We start from the raw sequence: 12464 nt of genomic DNA on the forward strand, positions 1-12464 counted from the left end.
ATGAGATCGTCATGCCATGAAGAAATGGGAGTACCTCACCGCTCCGGTGCTGATCCACAACACGAAGATGATCCTCGACAACTTCGGGTCCGACGGCTGGGAGCTCGTCCAGATCGTCCAGGGCGCCTCGCCCGAGCAGCTCGTCGCCTACTTCAAGCGGGAGAAGGCGTGAGCCCCGAGGAGCGGATCGCCGAGCTCGGGTACGAGCTGCCCCAGCCGGTGACGCCGCTGGCCGCGTACGTGCCGACAGTCCGTACCGGTGACCTCGTCTACACCTCCGGCCAGGTGCCCATGCTGGAGGGCAAGCTGCACCAGACCGGCAAGCTCGGCGTCGACCTCGGCGTCGACGAGGGCAAGGCGCAGGCGCGCATCTGCGTGCTCAACGCGCTGGCCGCGCTGAAGGCCGAGCTGGGCGAGCTGTCCCGGGTGCGGCGGATCGTCAAGGTCGTGGTCTTCGTGGCCAGCGCGCCGAGCTTCACCGAGCAGCCCCAGGTGGCCAACGGCGCCAGCGACTTCCTGGCCGAGGTGTTCGGCGAGGCGGGCAAGCACGCCCGCAGCGCCGTGGGCGTGGCCGCGCTGCCGCTGGACGCCCCCGTGGAAGTGGAGCTGATCGCGGAGGTCTCCTGACCATCAGGATGTGTCACCATGACCGAGTGATGTTCTAGTAGGAGGTCAGGTGGCCGGTCTTCCCCTTCCCGACGAGCTCGCCGCGCGAGCCAGAGAGATCATCGCCGGGCGGCTCGCCCCCGTCCCGGCGCGCGACGCCGCCACGGTGGTGATCCTGCGCGGCTCGGGCCCGCGCGGCGGGCCCGAGGTCTACCTGCTCCGGCGGAAGTCCACGATGGCCTTCGCGGCGGGCGCCTACGTCTTCCCCGGCGGCTCCGTCGATCCCCGCGACACCGACCAGGCGGTGGCCTGGGCCGGGCCGTCCCCCAAGGAGTGGGGCGAGGTCTTCCACGCCAGTGAGAACGTCGCGCGCGGGCTGGTGTGCGCGGCCGTGCGGGAGACGTTCGAGGAGTCCGGCGTGCTGCTGGCGGGGCCGGGGCCGGACAGCGTGGTCGAGGACACCACGGGCGACGACTGGGAGGCCGACCGGCTGGCGCTGATCGACCGCAGCCTGGCCTTCGCCGACTTCCTGGCCAAGCGGGGCCTGGTGCTCAGATCCGATCTGCTCAAGCCGTGGGCCCACTGGATCACGCCGGAGATCGAGCAGCGCAGGTTCGACACCCGGTTCTTCGTGGCGGTGCTGCCCGAGGGCCAGCGCACGCGCGACGTCGGGGGCGAGGCCGACCACGTCGTGTGGCGGCGGCCGGCCGAGGCGATCGAGCTGTGGCGCGCGGGTGAGATCTTCCTGATGCCGCCCACCTCCCACACGCTCACCGAGCTGGCCGGGCACGACAGCGTGGCGTCCGTGCTGGCCGAGGAGCGGCGGATCACCGCGATCCTGCCGGCGGCCGTGGAGGTCGAGGGGGAGATGAGGTTGATGACGCCGTGAGCGGCCTGCACATCCCGCTCGGCACGCCCGACGGCTCCCGTACCGAGCACGCCGAGAACCTGCTGGCGCCCAACCCGTCCGCCATGACGCTCGACGGCACCAACACCTGGGTCATCGGCACCCGCGACGCGGTCGTGGTCGATCCCGGGCCCGACGACGAGGCGCACCTGCTGCGCGTACGCGACCATCTGGGCGAGCGGCGGGTCACCCAGATCCTGCTCACGCACGGCCACGCCGACCACAGCGGCGGCGCGAAACGGTTCGCCGAGCTGGTCGACGCCCCCGTACGCGCCCTCGACCCGCGCCACCGGCTCGGCGACGAAGGGCTCGGCGACGGCGACGTGATCACGGTCGACGGCCTGGAGCTGCACGTCCACGCCACGCCCGGCCACTCGTTCGACTCGCTGTGCTTCTGGCTGCCCCAGGACCGGGCCATGCTGACCGGCGACACCGTCCTCGGCCGGGGCACCACGATCATCGCCCAGGACGGCGGCCTCGGCGACTACCTGCGCAGCCTCGACCGGCTGCGGGCGGCGGCCGAGGGCCTGGGGGCGCGGGCGCTGCTGCCCGGCCACGGCCCGGTGCTGCCCGACCCGATCGCGGCCCTCGACGGCTACATCGCCCACCGGCGGCAGCGGCTCGACCAGATCAGGGCGGCGCAGGCGCAGGGCGCGCGCACGCCCCGGGAGGTCGTCGAGATCGTGTACGCCGACGTCGACAGGTCGCTCTGGCCCGCCGCGGAGGTCTCCGTGCGGGCCCAGCTCGACTACCTGGAACGGTTGTAGAGCCGGTCCATGTCGAGGATGACCACGGCCTTGGCCTCGATGCGCAGCCAGCCGCGCTGGGCGAAGTCGGCCAGGGCCTTGTTCACCGTCTCGCGCGAGGCCCCGACGAGCTGGGCCAGCTCCTCCTGGGTGAGGTCGTGGTGCACGCGCATGCCGTCGTCGGTCTTGGCGCCGAACCGCTCGGCCAGGTCGAGGAGCTGCTTGGCGACCCGGCCGGGCACGTCGGTGAAGACCAGGTCGGCCAGCACGTCGTTGGTGCGGCGCAGCCGCTGGGCCAGCGCGCGCAGCAGGTGCAGCGCCACCTCGGGGCGGCCGGTCAGCCACGGGCGCAGGTCGTCGTGGCCCAGCCCGGCCAGGCGCACGTCGGTCAGCGCCGTCGCCGTGGCGGTGCGCGGACGCGGGTCGAACAGCGACAGCTCGCCGAACATCTCGCTCGGGCCGAGCACGCTCAGCAGGTTCTCGCGGCCGTCGGGCGAGGTGCGGGAAAGCTTGATCTTGCCTTCGAGCACGACGTAGAGCCGGTCGCCGGTCTCGTTCTCGTGGAAGAGGGTCTGTCCCTTGGACAGCTGGACCTCGGTGATGCTCGTCCGCAGCGCCGCGGCGCTCTCGCGGTCGAGCGCGGCGAACAGGGGGGCCTTGCCCAGCACATCTTCGGTGTTCACTCTGCCTCCTCTGCTGCCATTGTGACTCACCCCACTCCGGGCGGCACACACAGGCTATGGGAATGCCCGGGTTAGCCCGGGATTGCCCTGTTGTGTTGCGCACTGAAGTGTATGAACAAATCGGGTGACCTGCTTACTTCCGCAGGAGGTCGTCCACGGAGGCGACCGCCGTCGCCATCGTGTGGCCCAGCAGGACGCGTACGACATGGGCCGCCGAAGGACGGCCGGCCGGCTCCGGACGGCGGCACCGCTCGACGATCCCGCGCAGCGGCTGCGGCAGCGCGCCGGACCCGCTCGCGAACCGCACCAGCTCGGCCCAGTCCCGCACGTCGGCGGCCTGGCCGCCGCGGCCGGGCGAGCCCTGCACGCCCACCAGCACCTGGCCGCGCGTGCCGAGCGCGACGTTGTCCGGAGTGAGCCGCAGGCCGGTCACGCCGTGGGCGTGCATCCTGGCCATGGCCGCCGCGCTGCCCAGCGCCAGCCGGTGCAGCGCCGCGCCGCGCAACGGTCCGCCCGCGCGGACGAACTCGGTCAGTGACTCGCCCTTGTGCCGATCGCCCATGGTCGCCGCCCTCCAAGCCGCCAGGTTGTACGCGAACGCGGCGTAGAAGGTTCAACCGTTCCCATAGTCTTGCGGCATGGCCACGAACGCGGCGGGGCGCAAGCCGGAGACCCAGCTCGCCCTGGTACGGCGGGCACGCAAGATGAACCGCATCCTCGCCGAGACCTACCCCGACGCCCACTGTGAGCTCGACTTCCGCAACCCGCTGGAGCTCCTGGTCGCCACCATCCTGTCGGCCCAGTGCACCGACAAGCGGGTGAACATGGTGACCCCCACCCTGTTCGCCAAATACCCCACCGTCGAGGACTACGCCGCCGCCGACCGCGCCGAGATGGAAGACATCATCCGCTCGACCGGCTTCTTCCGCGCGAAGACCAACAGCATCATCGGCATGGCCCAGGCCGTGTGCGAGCGTTACCGCGGCGAGGTGCCCGGCCGGCTCAAAGACCTGGTCACCCTGCCCGGCGTGGGCCGCAAGACCGCGAACGTGGTGCTCGGCAACGCGTTCGGCGTGCCGGGGCTGACCGTCGACACGCACTTCCAGCGGCTCGTGCGCCGCTTCGGCTGGACCGAGGAGACCGACCCCGTCAAGATCGAGCACATCGTGGCCGAGCTGCTGCCCCGCCGCGAGTGGACGATCTTCTCCCACCGGGTGATCTGGCACGGCCGCCGCATCTGCCACGCCCGCCGCCCGGCCTGCGGCGTGTGCCCGCTGGCGAACCTGTGCCCCTCCTTCGGCACCGGGCCCACCGGCGAGGCGGAGGCCGAGAAGCTGGTCAGGCCCGGCCCCTTCTCCTGATCCCCGAGCCACGGGAAGTGATCGAGGCCGTGCCGTGTTGGAGGTTGGCGTGACAGAAGTGCCCGACTGGCTCGAACGGCTGGCGGCGCAGGCCGCGCGCATCACGGTCCCCCGATACCTGCGTCCCCCGGCCGACGGCGGGCGCCTGGCCGCGGTGCTGATGTTGTTCGGCGAGGGCCCGCTCGGCCCCGACGTGCTGCTCATCCAGCGCAGCTCACGCGGGCGCAGGCACGCGGGCCAGCCCGCCTTCCCCGGCGGCGGCGTCGATCCCGGCGACGGCGGCCCGGTCGGCGCGGCCCTGCGCGAGGCGGAGGAGGAGACCGGCGTCGATCCGCGCGGCGTCCGCGTGCTCGGCACGATGCCCGAGCTCTACCTCGACCACAGCGACAACCGGGTCACCCCGGTGTTCGGCTGGTGGCACACGCCGTCCGCCGTGCACGCGGCCTCGCCCGACGAGGTGGAGTCCGTGGAGCGGGTGCCGATCGCGGAGCTGGTCGACGCGGGCAACCGGGTCATGTTGCGGCATCCCAGCGGGCTCGCCGGCCCGGCCTTCCACGTGCGGGGCATGCTGGTGTGGGGGTTCACCGCGATGGTGCTCGACGTCGTGCTGCGCGAGGGCGGCCTCGAACGTCCCTGGGACCAGGCGCGGCTGGAGGACCTGCCGGCCGAGGTCGTCCGGCTGGGCCTGCGCGAGCGGACCACTCCGGCGCCCTGACGCAGGACGCCGGGGTCATTCCGGGGCTCTGAGCGAGACGCCCAGGGAGGCCCAGTCGGCCACGTCGGCGTCGTCGTCGGCGGCCAGGGTGCGCAGCATCTCCAGGCCGGCCCGGTCGGGCGGATCGCCGAGCACGTGCTGCAGCGCGTACGCCGCCCCGTACCGCACTCTCGCGTCGCCGTGACAGGCCAGGTCGATCACCGAAGGCAGCGAGCGGGGGTCGGCCAGGTGGCCGAAGGCGATCAGCACCGAGTACAGGACCATGGCGTCGTCCTCGCTGGCGGCCAGGTAGCGCAGCACCGGCAGCGTACGGTCCACGAACGGCCGCAACATGCCCATGATGTCCACCCCGAGCAGGCGCTCGGCCACGTTGTCCGCAGCGCACAGGCGGCGTGCCTCGATGAACGACTCCAGGTCGGCCCGCTGGCGCAGCTGGCAGATCACGTGCCAGCGCAGCGGGCCGTCCGGATCGGTGTCGCTGAGAGCTGCCTGGATGAGATCGCGCACTGTTCCCTCGGCCGGCGGCATACCGCTCAAGATAGCCAGGCGGGTGACGCCGTCCTGGCGGAAGACGTGCACACTTGACCGTATCGCTGGCTACCTTTGAAGCGTGCGCGGTGATCTGCTTGACCTCATATTGATCGGCCTCGTGATCGCCTTCGGCGTATCCGGCTACCGACAGGGCTTCATCATCGGCGCGATGAGCTTCGTGGGGTTCGTGGGCGGCGCCGTGCTCGGCATCTTCATCGCTCCGCCGGTCGCCAAGGCCGTGGTCGACGGCGACACCCCGCAGGCGCTGCTCGCGATCGTGATCGTCTTCCTGGCCGCCACGATCGGCCAGTTCGCCTCCTCCACGGTCGGCGCGGTCGTGCGCAGCCACGTGACGTGGGAGCCGGCCAAGATGGCCGACGCGGTGGGCGGCACGTTCGCCAGCGCGCTGTCCGTGCTGGTGATCGCCTGGCTGATCGGGTCGCTGATCGTCTCCACGACGTTCACCCCGCTGGTCGACCAGGTCAAGAACTCCGCGCTGCTGACCACCGTCGACGACGCGATCCCGCAGGCCGCGCGCAACTGGCAGCAGCCGTTCAAGAAGTTCGTCGACCGGTCGGAGTTCCCGCCCGTCTTCGACGCGATCGGCGCCGACACGCTGATCGACGTGCCGCCGCCCGCGCAGAGCATCCTCCAGGGCGCCAAGCTGGGCCGGGCCCAGCGGGCCATCGTCAAGGTGCAGGGCAACGCCGAGAGCTGCAACAAGCACATCGAGGGCACCGGCTTCGTCTACGCCGACGGCCGGATCATGACGAACGCCCACGTCGTCGCCGGCGTCACCCGCGACCTTGAGGTCATCGACTACAAGAACGTGCGCCACCCGGCCAAGGTCGTGCGCTACAACCCCCAGCGCGACATCGCGATCCTCTACGTGCCCGGCCTCGACCTGCCGCAGCTCAGCTTCGAGGCCGACGGCAAGCGCGGCGCCAACGCGATCATCGCCGGCTTCCCCAGGGGCAAGGGCTTCACCGCCGAGCCGGCCCGCATCGGCGGCCGCCTCGACGCCGAGGGCCCCGACATCTACCACGGCAGCAACGTCCGGCGGAAGGTCTACGCGATCCGCGGCAAGGTGCTGCCGGGCAACTCCGGCGGCCCGCTGCTCACCGTCGACGGCCGCGTCTACGGCGTGATCTTCGCCGCCGCGGTCAGCGAGAAGGACACCGGTTACGTGCTGACCGCCGAGGAGGTCGCGCCCGACGCCGGCCAGGGCAGGAACGACACCACCGCGGCCAGCACCCAGGAGTGCGACTAGCCGGGCAGCTCGCCCAGGACCAGGGCGATCGCCCCGGCGGGGTCGCTGTCCTGGGTCAGGCCGGTGACCGCCCGGCCGACGGCGTCGTAGTCGCCGCCGTACGCCTGCGCCCTGGCCGCGCCGCGGCTGAACAGGGTGACCGCGCCGCGGCCGTTGCCGCGCTGGAGGTGCGTCAGGCCGACGCAGATCTGCGCGAGCCCCTGCCACAGCTCGCGCTCCTCCTCGGGCGCGCACTTCCAGCGGCCCTCGAAGACCTCGTGCGCGTTGAACGGCAGCCCCTCGGCCAGGAAACGCCGGGCGTCGGCGAGCGCCTGGTCGGCGGTGGGGGCGTAGTCGTCGGGGACCCGGTCGACGCCGGGCGAGCCGTAGGGGAGCGGCCTGCCGTACGCGTCGCGTGGCCTGGCGTTGCGCGGCTTGCCCTGGGGGTCGCGGTCTCTCATCGCTCGCGGGGCTTCCTATCGGTCGGGCTCGGGGTCGGCCAGCCAGCCGAGCAGCTCGGTGTCGAACACGTCGGGGATCTCTTCGTGGGGGAAATGGCCCGCGCCCTCGAACAGCCGCCAGCGGTAGGGGGCGGCGACGTACCGGCTGGAGCCCTGGGCGGTGCGGGGCAGCACGCACGGGTCGAGCGCGCCGTGCAGGTGCAGCGTGGGCGCCTCGATCTCGGTACGCATGACCCTGGCGTAGCGGCGGCCGTCGGGCCGGAGCTGGGACCGGCCGAACCAGCGGTGGTACTCCAGCGCCGAGTGGGCCACGGCGGGGATCCGGAACGCCTCCCGGTAGGTGCGCGCGGTCTCGGCGTCGGGCCAGCCGGGCGCCGACCAGCCCGCCAGGATCCGGCCGACCAAGGCGGCGTCGTGCCGGGTGAGCCGGCGTTCGGGCAGCAGCGGGAGCTGGTAGCCGAGCGCGTGCCGGCCGGCCCTGACCTGGGCGGGGTCGGTCACCAGCGCGTTGCGCAGCCGCAGCGGGTGCGGCGCCGAGACCACGACCAGCCGGCGCACGCACTTGGGGTCGAGCACGGCCATCGTCCAGGCCAGCAGGCCGCCCCAGTCGTGCCCGACGACAACCGCGCCGGTCTCGCCCAGCGCGCGGATCAGCCCGGTGGCGTCGGCGGCCAGGGTGGGCAGGTCGTAGCCGCGCGGCGGCTTGTCGCTGCCGCCGTAGCCGCGCAGGTCGGCGGCGACCGCCCGGAAACCGGCCCGGGCGAGGGAGGTGAGCTGGTTGCGCCAGGTCCACCAGAACTGCGGGAACCCGTGCAGCAGCAGGACCAGCGGCCCCTCACCGGCCTCCACGACGTGGAAGCGGGTGCCGCCGGCGTGCACGGCCCGGTGCGTCCACGGGCCGTCGATCTGGACGACCGACTCGTCAGGTGCCATCACGACTCACCGGCTGGCCCTCGGGAGTGGGCGCGGGAAGCGGCTGCTCCTCCGGCGTCGCGATCTCCTTGAGGCCCTTGATCGACCTGGCGGTGCGCTTCATCCCGGCCAGACCCTTCAGCCTGCGCACGCCGACCAGCACCAGCAGGCCCGCGGCCACCAGGTAGAAGACGGTCACGATGAGGAAGGCCAGCCAGTTGGGCAGCCACTGGGCCAGCACGTACGCGATGGTGAACGAGGCCAGGATCAGGCACAGGTGCGCCATGAACGCGGCGGCGGCGAACAGGCCCGCGGCCATGCCCACCCGCTTGGCGTCGAACTTGAACTCGGCCTTGGCCAGCTCGATCTCGGAGCGGACGAGGTCGGAGATATGGCTGCTGGCCTGGGCGACCAGCGAGCCCAGGGATTCTTCCTCGGGAGTCTGCGGCATGAACGTCTCCTATCGAGGCCTGGTGGCCGTGTCAAACATCCCGTACGGACGGCTGGGCGCCACCGAACACGCCGAGGACGCTGCTACTCACAGAACTACCCGATCGCCCACGATAACGCCGTCCGGTGGAGACGGCTGAGGCGCATGCCCGGTTCGGGCATGCGCCTCAGCTGACTTGCGGCCTGATCAGTCCTCGGACTTGGCCGCGGGCAGCTTCTCGGAGATGAGGTTCATCACCGTGCTGTCGGCCAGCGTGGTGACGTCGCCGATGCTGCGGTTCTCGGCCACGTCGCGCAGGAGGCGGCGCATGATCTTGCCGGAGCGGGTCTTCGGCAGCTCGGGCACGACCAGGATCTGCCGCGGCTTGGCGATCGGGCCGAGCGTCTTGGCCACGTGGTCACGCAGCTCGGCGGCGATGTCGTCGCTCTCCTCGGCGCTGCCGCGCAGGATCACGAACGACACGATGGCCTGGCCGGTCACCGGGTCGGTGGCGCCGACCACGGCCGCCTCGGCGACCTTGGGGTGGCTGACCAGCGCGCTCTCCACCTCGGTGGTGGAGATGTTGTGGCCGGAGACGAGCATGACGTCGTCGACGCGGCCGAGCAGCCACAGGTCGCCGTCCTCGTCCTTCTTCGCGCCGTCGCCGGGGAAGTACATGCCCTCGAACCGCGACCAGTACGTGTCGATGTAGCGCTGGTCGTCGCCCCAGATCGTGCGCAGCATGGCGGGCCACGGCTCGCGCACCACGAGGAAGCCGCCGCCGCCGTTCGGCACGCTGTTGCCCTGGTCGTCGACCACGTCGGCGTTGATGCCCGGCAGCGGCCGCATCGCCGCGCCCGGCTTGGCCGAGGTGACGCCCGGCAGCGGGCTGATCATGATCGCGCCGGTCTCCGTCTGCCACCAGGTGTCCACGACCGGGCAGCGGTCGTGGCCGATGTTCTCCCGGTACCAGACGTAGGCCTCGGGGTTGATCGGCTCGCCGACCGAGCCCAGGACGCGCAGGCTGGACATGTCGAACTTGGCGGGGATGTCGTCGCCCCACTTCATGAACGTCCGGATCGCCGTGGGGGCGGTGTAGAGGATCGTGACCTTGTACTTCTGCACGATCTCCCAGAACCGGCCGCGGTGCGGGGTGTCCGGGGTGCCCTCGTAGATGACGCTGGTCGCGCCGTTGGCGAGGGGGCCGTAGACGATGTAGGAGTGGCCGGTGACCCAGCCGATGTCGGCCGTGCACCAGTAGATGTCGGTCTCGGGCTTGAGGTCGAAGACCGCGTGGTGCGTCCAGGCCGTCTGGGTGAGGTAGCCGCCGGTCGTGTGCAGGATGCCCTTGGGCTTACCGGTGGTGCCGCTGGTGTAGAGGATGTACAGCGGGTCCTCGGCGTCGTGGGGCTCGGCGGTGTGCTGGTCGCTCTGGCGCTCGACCAGGTCGTGCCACCACACGTCCTTCTCGCCCACCGCGACGTCCTGGCCGGTACGTCGTACGACGAGCACGTTCTCCACCTGCGGGCACTCGGCGACGGCCTCGTCCACGGTGGGCTTGAGGGCGCTCGGCTTGCCGCGGCGGTAGCCGCCGTCGGCCGTGATCACGAGCTTGGCGTCGGCGTCGTCGATGCGGCTCTTGAGCGCGCCGGCGGAGAAGCCGCCGAACACCACCGAGTGGATCGCGCCGATGCGGGCGCAGGCCAGCATCGCGATCGGCAGCTCGGGGATCATCGGCATGTAGATGGCCACCCGGTCGCCCTTGCCCACGCCGAGCTCCTGCAGGGCGTTGGCGGCCTTGCTGACCTCGCTCTTGAGGTCGTCGTAGGTGAGCGTGCGGCTGTCGCCCTCGGGCTCGCCCTCCCAGTGGTAGGCGACCTTGTCGCCGCGTCCCTCCTCGACGTGCCGGTCGACGCAGTTGTAGGCGACGTTGAGCTCGCCGCCGACGAACCACTTGGCGAACGGCGCGTTCCACTCCAGCGTCGTGTCCCACCGCCTGGCCCAGGTCAGCCGCTCGGCCGCGCGCTCCCAGAAGGCGAGACGGTCGGCGTCGGCCTCGGCGTAGGCGGCGGCGGTCACGTTCGCGGCCGCGGCCAGCTCAGCCGGTGGTGCGAACCGGCGGTTCTCCTGCAGCAGGTTGGACAGCGCCTGGGTCTCGTTGCCAGGGGTCTCCGGGGCCACTTCGTGCTCCTTCTATGGCCAGGTGGGATAGGTCGGGTCCCACTTCACCAGCTCACGGCCTTCCCACACAAGAGGTCTAGACAGGTCTGTACCGATTCGCGTGGGTGGCCGCATGATTATCAGCTCGCATGACAAACGCAATTGAACTGTTGTCATCCTGAAATCAGGAGAATATGCGGTTCGGCGTGGCGGGAAAAAGCGGGGGTCGCCGTAGCGCCTAATCCGGCGGCGGTCCGGTCCATGGCGGGGGCGGCGTGGGAGCTTATGTCGCGCTCCCGCGGCGCCTTGTGCGGCGGCGGAGCGGTGTCCGGCGGGGCCCGGCGTGGTGCCCTTTCCGGCGGGGGTGTGGTCCATGGCGGGGCACGGCGTGATGCCTTTTGCGGCGGGGGTGTGGTCCATGGCGGGGCATGGTGTACCCGCCGGTAAGGTCGGTTTTCGTGAGTGACCCATTGGCCGTCATCGCGCGGTTCCCAGGCGTGTCCGAGGCGGTTGACGAGGCGCGGCAGGCCGTCGACCGGCTCTATCGGCATCGCGTCCTGCGCCGGGCGAGCCCGGCGGTGTCCACCGAGTCGTCCCTGCGCGGCGCGCGGGCCTCGGCCGCGATCGAGGGCGCCGACGTGCCGCTGGACGCGCTGCGCCGCGACGAGGTGCACGACCCGCTGGTCCAGGGGGCGCTGCGGGCGTCCGCGGAGATGGGCCGGCTCGGCGCCACCTGGCGGAAGGCCCCGAGGCAGGTGCTGGCCCGCCTGCACACCGTCGCCGCCGCGGGGCTCGCCGACCAACCCGCATTGGGACGTCCCCGCACGGACGACTCCGCCCCCGACCCGCTCGGGCTCGGCCCCGCGCCGGGGGCCGCGGAGACCGCGACGCGGATGGAGGCCCTGCTCCGGCTGCTGGAGGGCGCGGGCAAGGCGCCCGCGATCGTGCTGGCCGCCGTGGTGCACGCCGAGCTGGCGGTGCTGCGTCCGTTCGGTACGTGCGACGGCGTCGTGGCGCGCTCCGCGGAGCGGCTGACCCTGGTCGAGTACGGGCTCGACCCGAAGTCGCTGGTCGTCGTGGAGATCGGGCACCTGGAGCTGCCGTACGCGGAGGCGCTGCGGGCGTACCTGACCGGGACCCCGGAGGGCGTCGGCCAGTGGGTACAACACTGTGCCTCGGCGGTAAGCCTGGGGGTACGGGAGACGACCGCGATCTGCGAAGCGATGCAGCGGGGCTGACGGACGGGCTGGTCACATAGCTGACGGCGTCTCGTCAGAGACGCCGTCCGCCTGTGCATCACACCGGGTTACCAAGCGTGCACCTCAATCCGTCGGAGCGGGTCAAGCCCGTCACGACGCGCCTCCCGCGGCTGGTCGCACGTGGGTGCCCGGCTGATGCACCCGGACAAGTAGTCCGTAACACCTTTCTACGTCGGATCCCCCCTGATGGGAACCCCTTGGAGCAAGACCTTTACCGAGCCGTGGAGCTGCCGGGAGGGTCCCGTTGCGGCGCCCGCGAACGCCAACCCGTTATCTACCTGTGACGATTACGGACAGTGATCGCCTTTATGTGATTGTTATGGGGTAGCGAAAAAACTTGGCGAAAATGCCAGATTACTGCTCGACGAAACTCGAGTGGATCGGGCAGCATACGGTGGTATCGCCCGAAACTGGAGCTGCAGAGTGATCCATAGCTTTGCAAGT

Annotated in this window: 15 protein-coding genes; 8 read left to right on the plus strand and 7 right to left on the minus strand. The window is 71.3% G+C overall.

Going from position 1 to position 12464, the window contains the following annotated elements; translation table 11 throughout:
- The first annotated feature begins 16 nt into the window (after nucleotides 1-16).
- Genes ACWCSD_RS06640 through ACWCSD_RS06655 form a run of 4 tightly spaced genes read left to right on the plus strand, consistent with a single transcriptional unit; the run spans nucleotide 17 to nucleotide 2280 of the window.
- Nucleotides 17-172: a hypothetical protein gene (locus tag ACWCSD_RS06640; RefSeq protein ID WP_352321370.1), complete on the plus strand. Its 156-nt coding sequence runs from the start codon at nucleotides 17-19 to the stop codon at nucleotides 170-172.
- A complete protein-coding gene (locus ACWCSD_RS06645) occupies nucleotides 169-627 on the plus strand; it encodes a RidA family protein (protein ID WP_358290489.1) in 459 nt (152 codons plus the stop codon). The genes ACWCSD_RS06640 and ACWCSD_RS06645 overlap by 4 nt, the downstream gene beginning before the upstream one ends.
- 49 nt (nucleotides 628-676) lie before the next feature.
- Nucleotides 677-1495: an NUDIX hydrolase gene (locus tag ACWCSD_RS06650; protein WP_358290486.1), complete on the plus strand. Its 819-nt coding sequence runs from the start codon at nucleotides 677-679 to the stop codon at nucleotides 1493-1495.
- A complete protein-coding gene (locus ACWCSD_RS06655) occupies nucleotides 1492-2280 on the plus strand; it encodes an MBL fold metallo-hydrolase (RefSeq protein ID WP_397154726.1) in 789 nt (262 codons plus the stop codon). Before ACWCSD_RS06650 ends, ACWCSD_RS06655 begins: the two co-directional genes overlap by 4 nt.
- Here the strand turns inward: ACWCSD_RS06655 and ACWCSD_RS06660 are convergent.
- Together ACWCSD_RS06660 and ACWCSD_RS06665 are read right to left on the minus strand one after the other, a co-directional pair.
- The gene (locus tag ACWCSD_RS06660) at nucleotides 2262-2942 is read right to left on the minus strand and encodes a Crp/Fnr family transcriptional regulator (RefSeq protein ID WP_352321378.1); all 681 of its coding nucleotides are present in this window, start codon (nucleotides 2940-2942) and stop codon (nucleotides 2262-2264) included. The genes ACWCSD_RS06655 and ACWCSD_RS06660 overlap by 19 nt on opposite strands.
- A 133-nt stretch (nucleotides 2943-3075) precedes the next feature.
- On the minus strand, nucleotides 3076-3504 hold the full coding sequence (locus ACWCSD_RS06665; RefSeq protein WP_358290480.1) for a hypothetical protein: 429 nt from the start codon (nucleotides 3502-3504) through the stop codon (nucleotides 3076-3078).
- Nucleotides 3505-3580: 76 nt separating this feature from the next.
- On the opposite strand from ACWCSD_RS06665, the gene nth reads away from it, so the two are divergent.
- A complete protein-coding gene (gene nth, locus ACWCSD_RS06670; RefSeq protein WP_352321382.1) occupies nucleotides 3581-4303 on the plus strand; it encodes an endonuclease III in 723 nt (240 codons plus the stop codon).
- Nucleotides 4304-4352: 49 nt separating this feature from the next.
- Nucleotides 4353-5018, plus strand: coding sequence for an NUDIX hydrolase (locus ACWCSD_RS06675; RefSeq protein WP_449913426.1), 666 nt, complete (start codon nucleotides 4353-4355; stop codon nucleotides 5016-5018).
- A gap of 15 nt (nucleotides 5019-5033) precedes the next feature.
- Here the strand turns inward: ACWCSD_RS06675 and ACWCSD_RS06680 are convergent, their stop codons facing one another.
- Nucleotides 5034-5546 (minus strand): HEAT repeat domain-containing protein, encoded by a 513-nt coding sequence (locus ACWCSD_RS06680; RefSeq protein WP_449913428.1) that lies wholly within the window; start codon nucleotides 5544-5546, stop codon nucleotides 5034-5036.
- Between the two features lie 82 nt (nucleotides 5547-5628).
- Here ACWCSD_RS06680 and ACWCSD_RS06685 point away from each other — a divergent pair, with 82 nt between their 5' ends.
- Complete coding sequence (locus ACWCSD_RS06685) at nucleotides 5629-6819, plus strand: MarP family serine protease (protein ID WP_364327501.1); 1191 nt, start codon at nucleotides 5629-5631, stop codon at nucleotides 6817-6819.
- On the opposite strand, the gene ACWCSD_RS06690 is transcribed toward ACWCSD_RS06685, so the two are convergent.
- From ACWCSD_RS06690 to acs, 4 genes are all read right to left on the minus strand, one after another.
- Nucleotides 6816-7259: a DUF309 domain-containing protein gene (locus tag ACWCSD_RS06690; protein WP_397154716.1), complete on the minus strand. Its 444-nt coding sequence runs from the start codon at nucleotides 7257-7259 to the stop codon at nucleotides 6816-6818. The two genes, ACWCSD_RS06685 and ACWCSD_RS06690, sit on opposite strands and share 4 nt — an antisense overlap.
- Before the next feature lie 15 nt (nucleotides 7260-7274).
- Entirely contained in the window at nucleotides 7275-8192 is a 918-nt protein-coding gene (locus tag ACWCSD_RS06695; RefSeq protein ID WP_397154714.1) for an alpha/beta fold hydrolase, read from the minus strand.
- Complete coding sequence (locus ACWCSD_RS06700; RefSeq protein ID WP_449913431.1) at nucleotides 8182-8622, minus strand: phage holin family protein; 441 nt, start codon at nucleotides 8620-8622, stop codon at nucleotides 8182-8184. The genes ACWCSD_RS06695 and ACWCSD_RS06700 overlap by 11 nt, the downstream gene beginning before the upstream one ends.
- Nucleotides 8623-8808: 186 nt before the next feature.
- The gene (gene acs, locus ACWCSD_RS06705) at nucleotides 8809-10782 is read right to left on the minus strand and encodes an acetate--CoA ligase (protein ID WP_449913433.1); all 1974 of its coding nucleotides are present in this window, start codon (nucleotides 10780-10782) and stop codon (nucleotides 8809-8811) included.
- A 437-nt stretch (nucleotides 10783-11219) separates the two neighbouring features.
- Here acs and ACWCSD_RS06710 point away from each other — a divergent pair, with 437 nt between their 5' ends.
- A complete protein-coding gene (locus tag ACWCSD_RS06710) occupies nucleotides 11220-11999 on the plus strand; it encodes a Fic family protein (protein ID WP_358290459.1) in 780 nt (259 codons plus the stop codon).
- The last annotated feature ends 465 nt before the right edge of the window (nucleotides 12000-12464 follow it).

The sequence above is a fragment of the Nonomuraea sp. NPDC001684 genome (assembly GCF_053596515.1).